General features: G+C 71.6%; 1 protein-coding gene (cut by a window edge). It reads right to left on the bottom strand.

The features are described from left to right. Positions 1-21858: the 5' portion of a non-ribosomal peptide synthase/polyketide synthase gene (locus VZQ01_RS41010; RefSeq protein WP_426746362.1), read on the bottom strand. The gene continues 21789 nt to the left of window position 1, outside the view; only the first 21858 of its 43647 coding nucleotides appear in the window; its start codon is at positions 21856-21858; its stop codon lies beyond the left edge, outside the window.

Genomic DNA, 21858 nt, shown 5'->3' with positions numbered 1-21858 from the left:
CACCGCATCCGAGAAGTACACGGGCTGACGCATCTGGTCCGCCCAGTACTGCGGCTCGGCCAGTGCACCGCGCTTCGCCCACGTGCCCGTCACGCTGGACGCGTAGCGCAGCGTCGGCTCCGAGCGCGTCAGCGACGCCACCACGCGCGACAGCTCCGGCATCAGCGGCTCCACGTCCGCCGAATGGAACGCGTGCGGCGCGGGCATCCGCACCACGCCCACGTCCCGCGCCTTCAATGTCTCCTGGAGCGCCTCCACCTCCGCCACCGGACCCGCGACGACGCAGCGGTCCGCCGCATTGACGGCGGCCAGTGACAGCCTCCCGGCCAAGAGCGGCTGAACCTGCGACTCCGGCATCGCCACCGCGAGCATCGCCCCCGGAGGCATGCGGTGCATCAGCTCACCCCGCGCCACCGCGAGCTTCAGCGCGTCCTCCAGCGACAGCGCCCCCGCCACGCAGGCCGCGGCGTACTCACCGAAGCTGTGCCCCAGGACGGCATACGGCTTCAGGCCCCAGTCCATCCACATCCACGCGAGGGACACTTCGACGGAGAACAGCGCCGGCAACGCCACCCGCGTGTCCGCGAGCAGCGAAGCGTGCCGCGACTCCTGCCCAGGACCCGACGTCAGGAGCGTGCGCACGCGCTCCCGCAGCTCCCCGTCCAGCAGCGCCAGGCACGACTCCAGATGCCGGCGGAACGTCGGCTCCGTGTCGAGCAGCTCGCGCCCCATGCCGAGCTGCTGCGTCCCCTGACCCGGGAAGATGAAGGCCACGCGGCGACGGCGCGCGGCCTCCAGGTCCTTGAGCTTCGTGGGCGTGAAGGGCTTGAGGAGCTGACGGGTCAGCTCGGCCGCGTCGCGGGCCACGACGACGCGCCGGTGCTCGAAGCCCTTGCGGCCCACGGCGAGCGTGAAGGCCGCATCGGCCACGGCCAGCGCGTCACCCTGGGCCTCCGCATGGGAGGCCAGGTTCTTCGAGGCCGCGTCCAGCGCCTCGGGCGTGCGCGCCGACAGGACGAACAGGTGGTGCTTGCGTGAGCTGGAGCCACTCGGAGACATCGGAGCTTCCTCGAGCACGGCGTGGGCGTTGGTGCCACCAATGCCGAAGGAGCTGACCGCGGCACGCCGCGGCGACTCGCTCCTCGGCCACGGCCGAAGGGTGGTGTTGACGAAGAACGGGGTGGCGTCGAAATCAATCTGGGGGTTGGGGCGCTCGAAGTGCAGGCTCGGCGGGACCTCTCCGTGCCGCAGCGACAGCGCCACCTTGATGAGGCCCGCGAGGCCCGCCACCGTGTCCAGGTGGCCGACGTTGGACTTGAGCGAAGCCAGGGCGATGGTGCCCTTGTGCTCGGGCCCCAGGCCGTAGGCGCGCTGGAGCGCCGTCACCTCGATGGGGTCGCCCAGCGGAGTCGCCGTGCCGTGCGCCTCCACGTAGCCGATCTCCTCCGGCTTCACGCCCGAGCGCGCGAGCGCCTGCCGGATGACGGCCGTCTGGCCCTGCACGCTGGGCGCGGTGAAGCCCGACTTGTCGCGCCCATCGTTGTTGGTCGCCGTCGCGCGAATCACCGCGTGGATGGAGTCCCCGTCCCGCTCCGCGTCCTCCAGTCGCTTGAGGACGATGCAGGCCACGCCGTTGCCGGAGACGGTGCCCTGAGCCGCCGCGTCGAACGAGCGGCAGTGCCCGTCCGGCGAGAGGATCATCCCTTCCTGGTACACGTAGCCGGTGCGCTGCGGCACCGACAGGCGCGTCGCGCCGGCCATCGCCACGTCGGACATGCCCGCCAGCAGGTTCTGGCAGGCCAGGTGCACGGCGACGAGGCCCGTGGAGCACGCGGTGTGGATGAGGACGCTCTCACCCGTGAGCCCCAGCTTGAAGGACGTCTTCGTCGCCAGGCTCTCGTGCGTCGCGGTGCCGTAGAGCTCGAACAGCGCGGCGCCGTCCAACGGCACCGTGGCCCGCACCGCCTCCGTGTAGCCGGAGTCGATGGCCCCCGCGTACAGCGAGATGGCGCCCGGGAAGCGCTCGGGGTCGATGCCCGCGTCCTCCAGCGCCGTCCACGCGGACTGCAGGAACACGCGCTGCTGCGGATCCAACCACTGCGCCTCGCGCAGGGACATGTCGAAGAACGCGTGGTCGAACCGGTCCGCGCCCTCGAGCACACCACCGGCCGGGACGAACGCCGGGTGCTGGCTCAGCTCGATGCCCTCGGGCAGGCCAGGCATGCGCTCCAGCTCCTCGGGCTTGAACCGGGAGATGGACTCGACGCCCTCGCGCAGGTTGCACCAGAACGCGTCCACCGAGCCCGCGCCGGGGAACCGACCCGCCATGCCGATGATGGCCACGGCCCCCGTCGTCGACGGACGTGACACCGGCCGCTCCGGCGCCGGCACCGACTGGGGCGCGGTCGCCGCGGCCACCTCCGCGCGCTGCTTCTCCAGGGCTCGCGCCAGCCCCTGGACCGTGGGGTGCTCGAACAGCCACACGACGGGAACCGACTGACCCAGCTCTTCGCGCAAGCGCGCCGCGATGCGCACCACGGAGAGCGACGTACCACCCAGCTCCTCGAACAGGTGGTCATGCACGCCGACGCGCTCGGTGCCCAGCTCCCGCGCCCAGACGGCGGAGATGCGCTCCTCCAGCGGATTGGCCGGCTCGACGAAGCGCCCCTGACGTCCCGTGGAGGCGGCGTCCGGCTTGGGCAGCGCCTTGCGGTCCACCTTGCCCGTGGTGCTCAGCGGCAGCGAGGGCAGGGTGACGATGATGGACGGCACCATGTACTCGGGCAGCCGCTGCCGCAGGCCCGCGCGCAGGTCCGTCGTGTCCAGCGACTGACCCTCTCGCGGCGACACGTAGGCCACGAGCCGACGATCTCCCGGAACGTCCTCGCGGACGACGGCCACGGACTCGTGCACCGCGGGCTGGGCGGCCAGCGCGGCCTCCACCTCGGACAGCTCGATGCGGAACCCGCGAATCTTCACCTGATGGTCGGTGCGGCCGATGAACTCCAGCACGCCCTCGGGGCGCCAGCGCGCCACGTCGCCCGTGCGGTAGAGCCGCTCACCGGGCTGGGTGCTGAACGGATGCGGGACGAAGCGCTCGGCCGTGAGGTCCGGGCGCGACACGTAGCCGCGCGCGAGCCCCACGCCTCCCAGGTACAGCTCGCCCGGGACTCCCACGGGCGCCAGTTGCATGCGGGCATCCAGGACGTAGGCCGTGGTGTTGTCGATGGGCGTGCCGATGGGGAACGAGCTCCCCGACGGCATGGGCCCCGTCAGCGCGTAGTTGGTCGCGATGACCGAGCACTCCGTCGGCCCGTACGCGTTGATGATGGGCACCCGCAGCGAGGCCAGCGCCCGGTGCGCATGAGGCACGGAGAGCACCTCGCCGCCGACGTGGAGCTGTCCCATCCGGGCCAGGATGTCCGGGCGGTGCTCCACGAGCTGCGCGAAGAGGCCGGAGGGCAGGTGCGAGAAGGAGACCTCGTGCCGCGCCATGACCTCGCCCAGGCGGTCCAGGTCACTCGGCACCGCGTCGGCCGGGAAGAGGACCACGCGGCCACCATGGAGCAGTGACGGGCAGACCTCGAGCACGGAGCCGTCGAACGAGATGGGCGCCAGCAGGATGCTGGTCTCCTTCGCGCCGAAGCGGGCATAGGGCTCCGAGTAGCACAGGCGCATCAGGCCCCGGTTCTCGATGGCCACGCCCTTGGGGCGCCCCGTGCTGCCGGAGGTGAAGATGACGTAGGCCAGGTTGCGAGGGCCCGCGTGGGACACCGGCGCCGTGGTCGGCCACGACTCCAGCTCCAGTCCCTCGACGAGCAGGCGCTCGGGCCCCGCGTCCGGCAGGGTCAGCTTGTCGCCCAGCACCCGCGAGGTGAGCAGCAGCGAGGGCCGCGCGTCCTCCACCATGAAGGCGAGCCGCTGCACCGGGTACGCCGCGTCGAGCGGGACGTAGGCACCTCCGGCCTTCATGACGGCGAGGATGGAGACCACGACATCGAAGCCGCGCTCCAGGCACACGGCCACGAGCACATCGGGCCCCACGCCCTTCGAGCGGAGCAGGTGCGCGAGCTGGTTGGCCCGGGCCTCCAGCGCGCCGTAGGTCATCCGCTGGTCGCCCGACTCCAGGGCGATGGCCTGGGGACGCTGGCTCGCCTGTCGGGAGAAGCCCTCCACGAAGGTGGTGTCCGCGGGGTAGGGCCGCGTGGTGTCGTTCCACTCGGTGACCAGCTGGTGGCGCTCGTCGGCGGACAGCAGGTCCAGGGTCCAGAGCGGCCGGTCCGGAGCGGCGACCAGCGCTTCGAGCAGGTTGCGCAGGTGGCGGGCGAGGCGCGCCCCGGTGGGCGCGGTGAACAGCTCGGTGCTGTACTCGATGACGCCGCGCAGGCCATCGGCCTCCTCGACCAGGACGAGGCCAAGGTCGAAGCGCGCCGTGTCGTTGTCCACGTCGAGCTGACGCAGGGTGAGGCCCGGCACGCGCATCGTCGGCGTGGGCGTGTTCTGGAGCGCGAACACCACCTGGACCACGGGGCCGCGGCCCAGGTCACGCTGGGGTTGGAGCTCTTCGACGAGGCGCTCGAAGGGCAGGTCCTGGTGCTCGTAGGCCGCGAGCGTCGTCTCGCGCACCTGGGCGAGCAGCGCGCGGAAGGACTCCTCGGGACGCACGCGGGCGCGCAGCACCAGCGTGTTGACGAAGAAGCCAACGAGTCCCTCCAGCTCGCCATGACGACGCCCCGCGATGGGCGAGCCGACGAGCAGGTCCTCCTGGCGGCTGTAGCGGGAGAGCAGCGTCTGCCAGGCCGCGAGCAGCGTCATGAACGGGGTGGCCCCGGCCTGTCGACCGAGCGCGACCACGCGGTCCACCAGCTCACGCGGGAGCTGGATGGGATGCGACGCGCCTTGAGGTGTGCGCATCGCGGGACGCGGCAGGTCCGTGGGCAGGTCGAGGACGAGGGGCGCCCCGGCGAGCCGCTGCTTCCACCAGTCGACCTCCTTGGCCAGCGTGTCGCCCTGGAGCCACTGGCGCTGCCACGCCGCGAAGTCGACGTACTGCACGGGCAGCGGGGAGAGGGCAGGGGCCTTCCTCGCGGCGAAGGCCTCGTAGGCCAGCGCCACCTCGCGCACCATCACCGCCAGGGACCAACCATCCGAGACGATGTGGTGCATGACCAGCACCAGGACGTGCAGCTCATCGTCCAGCTTGAGCAGCGCGGTGCGCAGGAGCGGGCCCGTGGACAGGTCGAAGGGCTGACTGGCCTCCTCGGCGGCGTACTTGCGCGCGGCGGCCTCGCGCTCCGGCGGCGCGACGTCCGACAGGTCCGTGAGCGGCAGCGACCAGGGCCTGTGCGGATGGAGCGTCTGGACGGGCTGACCGTCCTTCAGTCCGAAGGTCGCGCGGAGAGGCTCGTGGCGGGACACGAGCAGGTCGAGCGCCTGTCGCAGCGCCTCCGGGTTCAACGCGCCCTCCAGCCGGATGGCGCCGGAGATGTTGTACTGCGTGCCTCCGGGCTGGACCTGGTCGAGCAACCACAGGCGCTGCTGCGCGAACGACAGCGGCAGCTCGCCATCGCGCGGGATGGGCCGCAGCGGGGGCACCTGTGACGGTGCGTCGCGGAACAGCATCCCTTCCTCGACCAACTCCGTGACTCGGGCCACGGTGGGCGCGTCGAACAGGGCATGCACGGGCAGCTCGACGCCGAACGTGGTGCGCAGGCGCGAGACGAGCTGGGTGGCGAGCAGCGAGTGTCCGCCCAGCGCGAAGAAGTCATCGTGCAGGCCCACACGCTCGACGCGGAGCAGCTCACGGAAGGCGGTGGCGACGCGCTGCTGGAAGGGGGTGAGACGTTCGGGTGCGGAGGGCACGGCGGGGCCTCCCGGGGTCGGGGGTGCCACGGGGGCCGGGAGCGCCTTCCGGTCCAGCTTCCCACTCGGGGACAGCGGGAAGGCCGGGAGGACGACGAAGGCCGAGGGCACCATGAAGGTGGGCAAGCGCGTCGACAGGAAGTCCTTCAATCCACTCGTGTCGGCGGACGGAGTGGACTGGGTGACGTAGGCGACGAGGCGCTGGTCGCCCGGGGAGTCCTCGCGCACGAGGACCACGGCCTCTCGCACCGAGGCTTGTGACAGCAGCGCCGCCTCGATGTCTCCCAATTCAATCCGGAAGCCTCTGAGCTTCACCTGGAAGTCCGAGCGGCCCAGGTACTCCAGCGTCCCGTCCGCCAGCCACCTCGCCACGTCCCCGGTGCGGTACAGCCGCGCCTCGGGCACCTGCGAGTACAAGTCCGGCACGAAGCGCTCCGCCGTCAGCTGCGGCCGCCTCCAGTACCCCAGGCCTACCTGCACACCGCCGATGAAGAGCTCTCCGGGCACTCCCACCGGCGTCGGCTGGCCCTGCGCGTCCAGCACGTACAGCCGCGTGTTCGCCACCGGACGCCCAATCGGAATGCTCGTGCGCTGCGTGCCTCGCGAGCAGTGGAAGTACGAGACGTCCACCGCCGCCTCCGTCGGGCCGTAGAGGTTGTGCACCTCCGCTCCAGACGGCAGCCGTGCGTGCGCCTTCGTCACCAGGTCCGCCGTCAGCGCCTCGCCGCTGCACACCACCCGCCGCAGGTGGCCCAGCCCTTCAATGCCCGGCTCCTCCAGGAAGGCCCGCAGCATCGACGGCACGAAGTGCACCGTCGTCACTCGCTCGTCCCGCAGCAGCTTCGCCAGGTACGCCGGGTCCTGGTGCCCTCCCGGCTTCGCCACCACCAACCTCGCCCCCGTCAGCAGCGGCCAGAAGAACTCCCACACCGACACGTCGAAGCTGAACGGTGTCTTCTGCACCACCGTGTCCGCTGCCGTCAGCCCGTACTCCTGCTGCATCCACAAGAGTCGGTTGACGATGCCCGCGTGCGCGTTCATCGCCCCCTTCGGACGGCCCGTCGAGCCGGACGTGAAGATGACGTACGCCAGTGAGTCCGCTTCCGCCTCACAACCGGGGTACCCCACCGGTTCTCGGGTTTCCTCGGCCCACCCGCCGTCCAGGCTCACCACTCGCGCGCCCGTCGTCGGCAGCACCGACTTCAGCTTCTCCTGCGTGACGAGGACAGGCGCGTCCGCGTCCTCCAGCATCCCCGCCAACCGCTCCCTCGGGTACGCCGGGTCCAACGGCACGTAGGCCGCTCCCGACTTGAGCACCCCCAGCAGCGCCACCACCAACTCCAGCGAGCGCTCCAGGCACACCCCCACCAGCACCCCCGGCTTCACTCCCAACGTCCGCAGGTGGTGCGCCAGCTGATTGGCCCGTGCATCCAGCTGCGCGTAGGTGAGGGTGCTTCCCTCGAAGCGGACCGCCTCCGCCTCCGGTGTGCGTCGCACCTGCGCCTCGATGAGCGCGTGCAGCGTCGCCTCCTTCGGGTACGCCTCCGTGCGTCCCTGGAACCCCACCAGCACCTGCTGCCGCTCCTCCTCGCCCATCAGCGGGAGGTCGGCGATGGGGCTCCGGGCATCACGAACCACTGCCTCCAGCAGGACGCGGAAGTGCTGTCCCAGTCGCTCGGCGGACGCGGCCGAGAACAGGTCGAGGCTGTACTCCAGCGCGCCATCGAGCCCGCCATCCGGCTGCTCCATCATCGACATCGTGAGGTCGAGTCGCGCCGTGTTCGTCGTGGTCTTGAGCACGTCCACGCGGACACCCGGAAGCGCGGGAGGCTGCATGGGCGCGTTCTGGAGCGCGAACATGACCTGGATGAGCGGGGACCTGCGGCCCTCGCGCTCGCCACCGAGCGCCTCCACGAGCTGGTCGAACGGCACGTCCTGATGGACGTACGCCGCCAGGGACTCCTCTCGGACGCGAGACACGAGCTCGCTGAACGTCGGGTTGCCATCCACGCGGGCGCGCAGCACCAGCGTGTTGACGAAGAAGCCGATGAGCGGCTCCAGCTCGGACCGGGTGCGCTGCGCCACGGGGCTGCCGACGCAGAAGTCCTGCTGCCCCGAGTAGCGGGACAACAGCACCTCGAACGCCGCGAGCAGGACCATGAACAGCGTGGCCCCTTCCTTCCGCGCCAGCGTCTCCAGCTCCGCCACCAGCTCCGGCGGCAGCGTGAAGAAGTGGCTGCCTCCCCGAATCGTACGGGTCGCCGGACGGACGGTGTCCGCGGGGAGCTCCAGCGCGGGTGCGCCAGTGAAGCGGGCACGCAGGCCCTCGAGCTGCGTCTGGATGCCCTCCGACTTCACCCACTCGCGCTGCCATGCCGCGAAGTCCGCGTACTGCACGGGCAGCTCGGGCAGGGGCACGGACCGGCCCTCCGCGAGCGCCTCGTAGATGGACGCCACCTCGTGGACCAGCACGCCCATGGACCAACCGTCCGAGACGATGTGGTGCATGCACAGCAGCAGGACATGCTCGGAGGCGGACGTACGCACCAGCACCGTGCGCAGCAGCGGTCCGCTCTGGAGATCGAACCGGTGATGCGCCTCCTCGGACATCCGGGCACGCAGCGCCGATTCACGCGCGGAGTCCGGCAGCGTGCTCAGGTCCACCACGGGCAACAGCCACTGCTTCGGCGCGGGCTGGATGCGCTGGAACGGCACGCCCTCCCGTGCACCGAAGGTCGTCCGCAGCACCTCGTGACGGCGCACGAGGGTCGCGAACGTCTGCGTCAGCACCTCGACGTCGAGCGCGCCCGTCATCCGCAGCGCCACGGGGACGTTGTAGACGGCCTGTCCCGGCTGGAGCTGCTCCAGGATCCACAGGCGCTGCTGCGCGAACGACAGGGGCAACGCCTCGTCGCGAGCCACCGATACCAGCGGCGGCATCTGCGTCCGGGACGCCTTCAGCATCAGCTCCTCGAGGTGTCGCGCGAGGCCGGCCAGCGTCGGGGCCTCGAACAACACGCGCAGCGGCAGGTCCACGCCCAGCAGCGCGCGCACCCGGGTCACCAGCTGCGTGGCCAGGAGCGAGTGGCCTCCCAGCTCGAAGAAGTCGTCGTCCGGGCCCACCCGGTCCACCTTCAACACCTCGCGGAACAGCGCCGCGAGCTGCTGCTGGAGGAGGGGCAGGGAGTCCTCGGAGACGGTCGTCGTCGAGCCGAGCTCCGGCGCGGGCAGCGCCTTGCGGTCCACCTTGCCGTTGGGCGACAGGGGCAGCGCCTGGAGCGCGACGAACGCGGTGGGCACCAGGTACTCCGGCAGCTGACGCCGCAGGTGCTCACGCAGCGCGCCCGTCTCCAGTGACTCCGGCACCACGTAGGCCACCAGGCGCTTGTCGCCGGGCGAGTCCTCGCGCACCACCACCGTGGCCTCGACCACACCCGCGTGGGCGCGGAGCGTGGCCTCGATTTCTCCCAGCTCGATGCGGAAGCCACGCACCTTCACCTGGAAGTCCGTGCGGCCCAGGAAGCGCAGCGTGCCGTCCTCGGCCCAGCGCACGCGGTCCCCGGAGCGGTACAGCCGCGCCCCCGGCGTCGTCGAGAAGGGGTGGGGGACGAAGCGCTCCGCGGTGAGGGCGGGCTGGCCCAGGTAGCCGCGCGCGAGGCCATCGCCACCGATGAACAGCTCGCCCGGGACACCCACGGGCACGGGCTGCATCGACTCGTCCAGGACGAAGACCTGGGTGTTCCCGATGGGGCGACCGATGGGCACGGACAGGCCCACGTCGTCACCCGGGGACATCCGGTGGCAGGCCGTGAACGTCGTGCCCTCCGTGGGGCCGTAGCCGTTCACCAGCCCCTGGCCACTCGCCAGTCGCTCGCGCACTCGCGGCGCGGGCAGCACGTCGCCACCCGCGAGCAACTGACGCACGCCAGCGAGCGCCTCCGGCTGATGCTGCTGCATCTGGTCGAACAGCGCCGCCGTGAGCCAGAGCAGTGAGACCTGGTGACGGACCAGGGCCTCGCCCAGCTCCTTCAGGTCCGGCGTCGCCTGCGGGTAGATGACCAGCCGACCGCCGAACAGCAGGGCGCCCCACAGCTCCAGCGTGGACGCATCGAAGGCCAAGGGCGCGAGCTGGAGGACCACCTCCTTGGGTCCCAGGTCCACGAAGCGCGCACCGGTGAGCAGGCGGATGACGCCTCGGTGCGGGATGGCCACGCCCTTGGGCGTCCCCGTGGAGCCCGACGTGTACGAGACGTACGCCAGGTGGTCCGGACCGAGGTCCGCGCTCACCGCGTGCGTGGGCCGGCGCGCGATGGCGTTCCATTCGGAGTCCAGGCTCACCAGGAACTGCGAGCCCGCGGGCAGCTCGTCCTCCAGCGAGGACTGCGTGAGCACCGCCACCACGCCCGAGTCCTCGAAGAGGAACGCCAGGCGCTGCGCCGGATACGACGGGTCCAGCGGCACGTAGCAGCCGCCGACCTTGAGGATGCCCAGCACCCCCACGACCATCTCCAGCCCGCGATGCAGGCACACGCCCACGCGGGACTCGACGCCCAGGCCCAGGGCGCGCAGGTGGTGCGCGAGCTGGTTCGAGCGTTCATCGAGCTGCGCGTACGTGAGCGTCTGACCGTCGAACTCCACCGCCACGGCCGACGGAGTCCGCGCCACCTGCGCGGCGAACAGCGCGGGAATCGTCGCCACGGCCGGCAGGTCCACGTGGGTGTCGTTCCACGTGCGAAGGAGCGTCTCGCGCTCCTCGTCGCGCATCAGCGGGAGCTGGCTGAGCCGCTGCTCCACGCCGCCCCGGGCCAGGGCCCCGAGCACCACGCCCAGGTGGTCCGCCATCCGGCGGATGGTCGCCTCGGTGAAGAGGTCGGTGCTGTACTCGAGCTGTCCCTCCAGCGCGCCGTCGCGCTCCATCAGCGAGAGCGTGAGGTCGTAGCGCGCCGTCCGGGTCGCGCTCGGCAGCAGGTCCACCTGCACACCCGACAGCGACGGGGCGCGCATGGGCGTGTTCTGGAGCACGAACAGCGTCTGGAACAGCGGCGTGCGGGACAGGTCTCGCTCACCGCCGAGGGCCTCGACGACCCGCTCGAAGGGCACGTCCTGGTGCGCGAAGGCGGCCAGGGCCACATCCTTGACCTGCTGGACCATGGTCGCGACGGTGGGGTCCTCGTGCCACTGGAAGCGCAGCGGGACGGTGTTGACGAAGAAGCCGATCAACCCCTCCAGCTCGGGCCGCTCGCGGTGGCTCACCGTCGTCCCGGTGGTGAAGTCCCGCTGTCCCGAGTACCGCGCCAGCAGCGCCTGCCAGCCCGTCATCAACACCATGAAGAGCGTCGCGCCCCGCGCGCGCCCCAGGGACTCCAGCCCCGTCACGAGGTCCGCGGGCAGACGGAAGGCGTGCATCGCGCCCTGGTAGCTGCGCGACGCGGGCCGCGAGTGGTCCGTGGGCAGCTCCAGCACGGGAGCCCCTTCGAGTCGCGAGCGCCACCACTCGACCTGCGCGCCCACCGTCGCTCCATCCAGCACCCGACGCTGCCACGCCGCGAAGTCCGCGTACTGCACGGGCAGCTCCGGCAGCACGGGCGCCTTGTCCTCCAGGAGCGCGGTGTACAGCTCGGCGATCTCCCGGATCAGCACGTCCACGGACCAGCCGTCCGAGACGATGTGATGCATGCACAGCAGCAGGATGTGTTCCCGCGCGCCCAGCTTCAGCAGGGCGGTGCGCAGCAGCGGACCGTGCTCCAGGTCGAAGGGTCGGTGGGCCTCTTCGACGATGCGACGCTCGGAGGCTGCCTCACGCGCGGAGGGCTCCAGCGCGCTCAGGTCCTCGACCTCCAACGCCCAGTGCTCGGGCGCGGCGTGGATGCGCTGCACGGGGCTTCCGTCGCGAGCCGTGAAGGTGGTGCGCAGCGACTCGTGTCGTCGAGCCACCTCGCGGAAGGCCCGGCGGAGCACGTCCACCTGGAGCGGTCCGCGCAGCCTCAGCGCCGCGGGCATGTTGAACGCCACGAGGCCCGGCTGGAGCTGGTCCATGAACCACAGCCGCTGCTGGGCGAACGACAGCTCCAGCGCGCCCGAGTCACGGGATACGGGCACCAGGGGCGGCAGCTCGGTCACGGGCGACGCGGCGGACAGGTGCTCGGCGAGCCGCGCCACGGTGGGCGCCTCGAAGAACGCGCGCAGGGACAGCGACGTCCCCAGCCGGGCGCGCAGGCGCGTCACCACCTGGGTGGCGAGCAGCGAGTGGCCACCGAGCAGGAAGAAGTCGTCCTGTCGGCCCACGCGCTCCACGCGCAGCACCTCGCGGAAGAGGTCCGCGAGCTGTCGCTCCAAGTCAGTCCGGGGCGCCTCGAAGTCCGCCGCGCCCGACGTGAAGTGCGGCGCGGGCAGGGCCTTGCGGTCGACCTTGCCGTGGGACGTCTGGGGCAGGGTGGCGAGCGTGACGAACGCGCTCGGCACCATGTACTCGGGCACGTGGCTCCGCAGGTGGACACGCAGTGCCTCCACGTCCACGGTGGCGGGCGCGACATAGGCCACCAGGCGCTTGTCGCCGGGCGCGTCCTCTCGCACCACCACCGCGACCTCGGCGACTCCGGCGTGGGCACGCAGGAGGGACTCGACCTCGCCCAGCTCGATGCGGAAGCCGCGCACCTTCACCTGGAAGTCGATGCGCCCCAGGAACTCGAGCGTCCCGTCCTGACGCCAGCGCACCCGGTCGCCCGAGCGGTAGAGGCGCTCGCCGGGGGTGGTGGCGAAGGGATGCGGCACGAAGCGCTCCGCGGTGAGCGCGGGCTGATGCTGGTAACCCCGAGCGAGCCCCGGGCCGCCGATGAACAGCTCACCCGGGACACCCACGGGCACCGGACGCAGGTGTGCATCCAGCACGTAGACCTGCGTGTTCGCCAGCGGGCGTCCGATGGGGATGGAGTCCCCCGGCACGTCACCGGGGTTCAGCGTGTGCTGCGTGGCCGCGACGGTGGCCTCGGTGGGACCGTAGCCGTTGGTGATGGAGCGCCCCTGCGCCAGTCGCTCCTGGACGCGAGGCGCGGGCAGCACATCGCCACCGACCACGAGTCGCCGCACCTGGGCCAGGGCCTCCGGCTGGTGCTGCTGCATGACGTCGAACAGCGCCGTGGCCAGGACGGCCGCGTTCACCTTGCGCTCGATGATGAGGCTCGCCAGCTCCGCCACCTCGGGCGTATGTGCCGGGTAGACGACGAGCCGCGCGCCGAAGGTCAGCGTGGTCCACACCTCCAAGACGTGCGGATCGAACGTGGGCGCGCAGACCTGGAGGACGATGTCCTCCGGCCCTGTCGCCATGCGCAGCCCCTGGGCCAGCCGGAGCACCGCGCGATGCGAGACGGCCACGCCCTTGGGCAGGCCGGTGGAGCCGGAGGTGTACGTGACGTACGCGAGCTGGTCCGCGCTCTCCGGGAGCGATACCGGATCCGCCGACTGGCGCGCGATGACGCTCCAGTCCGAGTCCAGCCGGACACGCGAGCGGGCCGGGAGCACCTCGGAGAAGGCGTCCACGGTGAGGACCGAGGAGAGCCCCGCGTCCGCGAGGACATGGGCCCGTCGCTGCTCGGGCCACGTCGGGTCCATGGGCACGTAGCTGCCCCCGGCCTTCAGGACGCCGAGCATGCCCACGATGAGCTCCAGCCCTCGCGTCAGGCACAGGCCCACGCGAGGCTCCGTGCCCAACCCCAGGGACAAGAGGTGCCGGGCCAGCTGGTTCGAGCGAGCGTCGAGCTGTCCGTAGGTGAGCACCTGCGCCCCGGCCTCCACGGCCACGGCGTCAGGGTTGGCCCGGGCCCGCGCGGCGACGAGCGCGTGCAGCGTGGTCTCGGGCGCGGCCTCGGCCACGCGGGTGTCGTTCCAGTCGACGAGCACCTGGCGACACTCGGCCTCGGACATCAGCGGAAGCGCCGAGAGCCGGCTGCGCGAGTCCTCGACGATTCCCTGGAGCAAGCGCTGGAAGTGCTCCACCAGTCGCGCGGCCGTGTCCGGGGTGAAGAGGTCCAGGCTGTATTCGAGCTGTCCGTCCAGCGTTCCCTGGCGCTCCATCAGCGAGACGGTGACGTCGAACCTGGACGTGTCCGTCGCCGTGGGCAGCAGCTCCACGCCCAGGCCCGGGAGGGACGGAGGCTGGAGCGGCGCGTTCTGGAGCACGAACACCGTCTGGAACACGGGCGTGCGGGACAAGTCCCTCGCGCCGCCCAGCGCCTCGACGAGGCTGTCGAAGGGCACGTCCTGGTGCGCGAAGGCCGCGAGTGACTCCTCGCGGACCCGGCCCAGCAGCTCCAGGAAGGTCGGGTCACCCTCCAGTCGCGCGCGCAGGGCCAGCGTGTTCACGAAGAAGCCGATGAGGCCCTCGAGCTCCGGACGCGAGCGGTGCGCCACCGGCGTGCCCACGCTGAAGTCCGTCTGGCCCGAGTAGCGCGACAGCAGCGTCTGCCAGCCCGCGAGCAGCACCATGAACAGCGTGGAGCCCTCGGCCTGGGCCAGCTTCTCCAGGCGGGAGACCAGGGCCTGCGGCAACGAGAAGAACCGCGTCGCGCCGCGCGAGGTCCGCACCGCGGGACGCGAGTGGTCCGTGGGCAGCTCCAACACGGGAGTGCCCTGGACATGGGTGCGCCACCCTTCGAGCTGGGTCCTCGCGGCGTCGCCCTCCAGGACGCGCCGCTGCCAGGCCGCGTAGTCGGCGTACTGGACCGGGAGCGTCGGGAGCGATGACTCACGCCCCTGCGAGAAGGCCGCGTAGAGCAGCGCCACCTCGCGCACCAGCACGCCCATGGACCAGCCGTCCGAGACGATGTGGTGCATGCACAGCGACAGCAGGTGCTCCTCGGCGCCGAGCCGCAGCAGGGCCGTGCGCAGCAGCGGGCCGTGCTCCAGGTCGAACGGGTGATGCGCCTCCTCGGAGAGCCGCTGCTTCACCGCGGCCTCTCGCGCGGAGGGCTCGAGCGCGCTCAAGTCCTCGACGGCCAGCGCCCAGGCGTCCGGCGCGGGGTGGACCCGCTGCACCGGCTGGGCGTCCTGGGTGGCGAAGGTGGTGCGCAGCGGCTCGTGCCGACGGACCACCTCCGCGAAGGTGCGGCGGAGGACCTCGACATCGAGACGTCCCGACAGCCGCAGGGCCACGGGGATGTTGTACGCGGCCTGTCCCGGCTGGAGCTGCTCCAGGAACCACAGGCGCTGCTGCGCGAACGACACCGCCAGGGCCTCGTCCGTGCGCGGGATGCGCTCCAGCAGCGGCTCCGGCCGTGTCTCCGCGGGCGCACCCTGCAGGGGCGCGAGACGCTCGGCGAGGCGCTCGACGGTGGGGGCCTCGAAGAGGGCTCGGAGGGACAGGGAGACGCCGAGCTGCGCGCGCAGTCGGGTCACCACCTGGGTGGCGAGCAGCGAGTGCCCGCCGAGCGCGAAGAAGTCATCGCGCGCGCCCACGCGGGAGTGGCCGAGCACCTCCGAGAAGATGCGGGCGACGGTCTCCTCCATCGGAGTCCGCGGCGCCAGGTACTCGTCCTCGATGACCGAGCGGTCCGCTTCCGGCGCGGGCAGCGCGCCACGGTTGACCTTCCCGCTGGGCGTCAGCGGCAGGGACGGCAGCACGACGAACGCCGACGGCACCATGTGCGGCGGCAGGCGCTCCGTGAGGGCCTGACGGATGCGCGCGAGCTCACGCGCGCTCCGGGCCCCGCGCATCGGGTCGTTCGCCAGCGCGGAGACGGGACGCGGGTCCTCCTCGGACGAGAGGTCGAAGAGCGCGGGCTCGCCCGTGCGGGTGAAGACCACGTCCAGCGCACCGTTCGAGTGCGCGCCCGACCAGCTCACCTTGACGTCGTAGCCGAGCACTCCGCCCAGCGCGTAGAGGTCCTCCGGCTCCACGCCGCGCGAACCGGGCCAGTCGCGGAGCACCTCGCGCAGCGCGGCCACATGGGGCGGGCGACCCGAGCCGGACAGCAGGTCGACCAGCCGGGTGTCATCGAGGATGCGCGCGTTCGGCAGGCCGCGCACCGCGAGCATCGTCGGCTGGGCCTCCAGCTTCTGGCGCAGCGACTCCAGCGACAGCTGGCTCCCGTCCGTCCAATCGGGGCGCGGGAGCGAGGTGGCCTCGCCGACGTGAAGGATGACCTCGTAGCGGAAGCGGCTCAGCTCGTTGTCGTAGCGGCCATGCTTGGGCAGGACCTCCACGCGGGAGATGCCGGGCAGGCGCGTGGTCAACGACGTGAAGAACGTGGGCGAGAGGACCAGCTCCTCCTCGGCCATCACGTCGCGCTGCACGCGGTACTGGAGCTGCGCGGTGGACAGGTTCGGAGGCGCGCGGTGCAGCCGCACCGAGGCGCGGAAGGCCTCCAGCACCTCCAGGTTGCGCACGTCGCCCAGGAAGATGCGGCCCCCGGGCTTGAGCACCGCCACCGCGCCCTTGAGCACCTGGAGCAGGTAGTCGCCGCTCGGGAAGTACTGGATGACGGAGTTCAGGATGACGGTGTCGAACGAGCGAGGCTCGATGCCCGACAGGTCGTCCGCCGTGCGGTGCAGCAGGTGGACCGAGCGCAGCGACTCCCCGAGCCGCTCCTTCTGACGCTCGATGCGGTCCAGCGCGGGGCGCGCGAAGTCCACGCCCCAGTACGCCTCGCAGCGGGGGGCCAGTCGGTACAGGAGCAGCCCCGTTCCGCAGCCCAGCTCGAGCACGCGTCGGGGACGCAGGGACAGGATCTGTCGGACGGTGGTGTCCACCCACTCGCGCATCTGCGGCGCCGGGAGCGGGCCTCCGGTGTAGCTGTCGTTCCAGCCGGAGATGTCGAAGGTGGCGTCCTCGCTGCGCTCACCTTGCGTGTACGTCTCGTCGTAGACGGCCTTCCACTGCGCCGTCTGCTCCACGCTCGCCGAGGTGTCCAGGTCGCCCAGGACGACGTACGCGGCCAGCCGCTTGTCCCCGGGCGAGTCCTCGCGGGCCATCACCACCGCCTCGCGGACCGAGGGGTGGGTGCTCAGCGCGGACTCGATCTCCCCCAGCTCGATGCGGAAGCCGCGGATCTTCACCTGGTTGTCGATGCGGCCCAGGTACTCGAGGTCCCCGTTGGCCAGGCGCCGCGCCAGGTCGCCCGCGCGGTACAGCTTGCGCCCACGCACGGCGCCGAAGCGGTCCTCCACGAAGCGGGCGGCGGTGAGCTCGGGGCGCCGCAGGTAGCCGCGCGCCACGCCCGCGCCCCCCACGTGAATCTCACCTGGGACACCCACGGGCACCGGCTGTCCGGAGGAATCCAGCAGGTAGATTTGGAGGTCCGGAATCGGGCGGCCGATGACGCTGGACCACGGGCGGTCCACGTCCGCCATCCGGACGGGACGGTAGGTGACGTGCACCGTGGTCTCGGTGATGCCGTACATGTTGACGAGCGTCGGCTGCTCATCGCCGTGCCGCTCGAACCAGGGACGCAGCGCGGCCATGTCCAGCGCTTCACCGCCGAAGATGACGTAGCGCAGGGACAGCGTCGCGACCGGTCCTCGCGCCGCGGCCTGCTGCTCGGCGTGGATGAGCTGACGGAACGCGGTGGGCGTCTGGTTGAGGACGGTGACCTGCTCGTCGGCGAGCAGTCGGTGGAACGCCTCGGGCGAGCGGCTCACCCAGTACGGCACCACCACCAGTCGGCCGCCGTACAGGAGCGCGCCCCAGAGCTCCCACACGGAGAAGTCGAACGCGTACGAGTGGAACAGCGTCCACGCGTCCTCGGGCCCGAAGTGGAACCACGCATCCGTGGCGGTGAAGAGGCGCACGACGTTGTCGTGGCGCACCATCACGCCCTTGGGACGACCCGTGGAGCCGGAGGTGTAGATGACGTAGGCCAGGTCGCTCGGCGCATTGCAGCGCGGCGGACGCGGGGCGGAGCCCGAGACGTCCGCGTCCGTGTCCATCCGAATCACGGCCGCGCTGCCCTGCGCGGGGATGCGGTCCTCCAGCGAGGACTGCGTGATGAGGACCGGGGCCTGCGCGTCCTCCAGCATGAACGCGAGGTTCTCGCGGGGGTAGGACGGGTCCAGCGGGAGGTAGGCACCGCCGGCCTTGAGGATGCCGAGCAGGGCCACCACCAGCTCCAGCCCGCGCTCCAGGCACACGCCCACCAGGACATCCGGGCCCACGCCGTGGCGCAGCAGCACCTGGGCCAGGCGATTCGCGCGTCCGTCCAGCTCACGGTACGTGAGGCGCGTGGACTCGAAGGTGACGGCGATGGCGTCGGGTGAGCGGTCCACCTGCGCCTCGAAGTGCTCCACCAGCGTGCCGTCGCTCGGCGCGTCGGCGCGGGGGTTCCAGGCGTGCAGGACGTGCTGACGCTCGGCCTCCGTCATCAGGGGCAGCTCGGCGATGCGCTGCTCGGGGGCTTCCGCCATCGCGCCGACCACGACCTCGAGGTGGCCCAGCAGGCGGTCGATGGTCTCCGCGTCGAAGAGGTCCGCCGCGTACTTGCAGCCGATGAGCAGGCCCTCGGGACGGTGGACGGCCTCGAAGGTGAGGTCCAGCTCGGTGGTGCGGTTGTCCAGCAGCGACACGTCCAGCGTGAGCCCCTGGCCCACGGACAGGTCACGGGGGATGTCGTAGTCGTCGAGGACGAAGGCCACGTTGTACAGCTCGCGCCGCTGTGAGCCGGGCTGCACGGCCGCGAGCACGTGGTCGAACGGGCAATGCGAGTGCGCGAGCGCGCCCAGGGTGCTCTGCTTCACGGCGGAGAGCAGCCCCTTCACGGTGGCCTCGGCCGGCAGGCGGACGCGCAGGGGGATGAAGTTGGTGCAGTCGCCCATCAGCGCGCGGATGCCCGGGACCTCGCGGCCGGAGACCGCGGAGCCGAGCACGAAGTCGGACTGTCCGCTCCAGCGGTGGAGCACGGTGGACAGCGCGGTGACCACGCTCATGAACGGGGTGACGCCTTCACGGCGGCCCAGCGCGTGGAGCTTCGTCATCAGCGCGGCGGGCAGCAGCCGTGAGCGGCGGGCACCGTGGAACGACAGGCGCTGGGGGCGAGGACGGTCCGTGGGAAGCGCGAGCAGGGACGGCGCCTCCGCGAGCGCCTGCTTCCACCACGTCAGCTCCTTGCGCAGGGCCTTGGGGGTGAGGTGCTCGTGCTGCCACACCGCGAAGTCCGCGTACTGGAGCGTGGGCGTGGGCAGCGGGGACGGGTGCCCCTGGGTGAACGCGACGAGCAGGGTCGCGAGCTCCCGGGCCATCAAGCCGATGGACCAGCCATCCGCGACCAGGTGGTGCACGGAGACCACGAGGGCGTGGTCCTCGGCGGCGAAGCGGACCAGGGTGAAGCGGAGCAACGGACCCGTCGCGGGGTCCATGGGGCGCTGACCATCGCGCACGGCCACCGCGTCGATCACGGAGGCCCGGTCCGCGACATCGTCCGCATCCGCGATGACCCTTTCGAGGGTGACGGAAGCAGGGGCGTGGACGTGCTGGGTGAGCGCGCCGTCCTTCGCCATGAGCGTGGTCCTCAGGACATCATGGCGGCGGACCAGCTCGTTCAGCGCGCGCTCCAGGGCCTGCGTGTCGAGCGGACCGCGCAGCGAGAAGGCGAGGGGGATGTGGTAGGCGGTCGACGCCGGATCGAGCTGCTGGATGAACCACAGGCGCTGCTGCGCGAAGGACGCGGGGTGGTCTCCCGTGCCGGGTCCGCCCCGGGCCACGGGCCCCGGACGCGAATCCGTGCCGCCCTGGCCGGCCTTGAGGACCTCCGAGATGAGGCCCTGGAGGCTCACGTCCTGGAGCAGCGTGGCCGCGGAGACCCGTACGCCCAGGCGCTTCTCGATGCGGGACTGCAGGTCCGCCGCACCGAGCGAATCCATGCCCAATCGCGTCAGCGGCGCATCCGCGTCGAGTGCCGACGATGCCCCACCCAGCACGGCGGAGATCTCCTCGCGCAGCGCACGCTCCAGCTCCGCTGCTGACACCGAGGACGACGCGGCGACCGCACCTGCCCGCGCCAGCGAAGAGCCCGCGTCCGTGCGGCTGACAGAACCCGATTCATTGAGGGAGGGTCCGCCGTGCGAAGGCACGGTCGAGGCGCTCGCATCCGCTCTCCCCGTGGCGCCCGACGCTGCGATGGTGGACGAAGCGGCGCCTCCGGCAGAGGGCACACCGGACGCGGACGACGCGGCGTCTCCAGTCGAGGGCACACCGGACGCGGAAGGCACGTCGTCGCGCGTCGGCGCAGAGGGCGCATCGCGTGCCGGAGTCGACGGAGCCCCCAGGTCCGAGCGCCACAACACAGTCAGCTCGCCCGAGGCGAGCCCCGCGCGGCACGCGTAACGCTGGATCTTCCCGCTCGACGTCTTCGGAACGGCGCCCGGCGGAAGCAGCGCCACGGTCCTCGGCTGGACCTCCAGCTCCCGCGCAATCGCCTGGCGAACGGCATCCGCCACGGCCGTCAGCGCCTCGGCGTCCTTCGACTCGGCCAGCTCGCGCGCCACCTCGGCCACCACCGCGAGCGCCTCGCCCTCCGACGTCTCCACCCCGAACGCCGCCACGCCCCCGGGCCGCACGCGTCGATGCGCGCGCTCGATGACCGCCTCCACGTCCTGCGGGTACAGGTTGCGCCCCCTCAGGATGATGAGGTCCTTGCGGCGCCCCGTGACGACGAGCTGCTCGTCCTCGAGCAGCAACCCCAGGTCCCCCGTCCGCAGGAACGCGGGCCCATCCTCGGCACCCACGGGCCGCGCCTGGAACGTCTCCCGGGACTGCTCCGGCTTGCGCCAGTACCCCTGCGCGACACTCCCACCGGACACCCAGATCTCACCCACCTCGCCCCGAGCGCGCGGCACCCGCGTCTCCGGGTCCACGATGAGCAGGCGCTGCTCGGCCAGCGTCGCGCCGCAGCTCACGTGCGCACGCACCCCCGCCGCATCCGGGGCCACCCGCACAGCGCTCCCACGCGACAGCGCCGCATCCTCCAGATGATGCACGCGCGGCACGCGGCCCTTCTCCTCACCGGTGACGATGAGCGTGCCTTCCGCCAGGCCGTAGCAGGGATAGAACGCCTCGCGACGGAAGCCCGCGGGCGCGAACACCTCCGCGAAGCGCTCCAGCGTGGCGGCGCGAATCGGCTCCGCGCCACAGAAGGCCACCTCCCACGCGCTCAGGTCGAGCGCCTTCACCTCATCCGGCGTCGCCCGTCGCGCGCACAACTCGAACGCGAAGTTCGGTCCGCCGCTCACCGTCCCGCGGAACCGGGACACCGCCTCCAGCCACCGCATGGGGCGCTGGAGGAACGACATCGGTGACATCAGCGTCACGGTGAAGCCGCCGTACAGCGGCTGGAGGATGCCGCCGATCAACCCCATGTCGTGGTACGGCGGCAGCCAGATGACGCCCACGCTGTCGCGGCGCACCTGGAACGCCCCGGAGATGAGCCCCAGGTTGTGCAGCAGGTTCGCGTGGGACAACATCACGCCCTTGGGCGTACCCGTGGAGCCGGACGTGTACTGGAGGAACGCCAGCGCGTCGGGGCCCACGTCGGGCTCCTTCCACGTGTCCTCCGGGCCCTCGGGCAGGTCGTCGGTGGACAACCACTGGAGCGCCCGGAAGTCCGGCGCCTGCTCGAACACGAAGTCCGCGAGCCCCAGGATGCCCGAGGTCGTGAGCACCACCGTGGCCTGCGCGTCGTCGATGATGGCGCGCAGGCGGGGGAGGGTGCGCTCCAGGCGCGTCGGGTCCGGGGGATAGGCGGGCACCGCCACCGCCCCCGCGTACAGACACCCGAAGAAACCCGCGAGGTAGTCGAGCCCTGGCGGATAGAGCAGCAGCACGCGCTGCCCCACCGCGCCACGGGACTGCAACACCGCGGCAATCCGCCGCGCCTGGCGATCCAGCTCGTACGCCGTCAGCGCGGCTTCGTCGCCGTCCGACTCTCCCAGGAACGTGTAGAGCGGCTGGCGCGACGACTCTCCAACTGCGCGCACACGGAGAGCGTCATTCAGGATTCGATAAGGAGCGTGCAT

The sequence above is a fragment of the Myxococcus faecalis genome, from assembly GCF_050039385.1.
GTDB lineage: Bacteria > Myxococcota > Myxococcia > Myxococcales > Myxococcaceae > Myxococcus > Myxococcus fulvus.
This window is presented reverse-complemented; position numbering and strand designations above follow the sequence as displayed.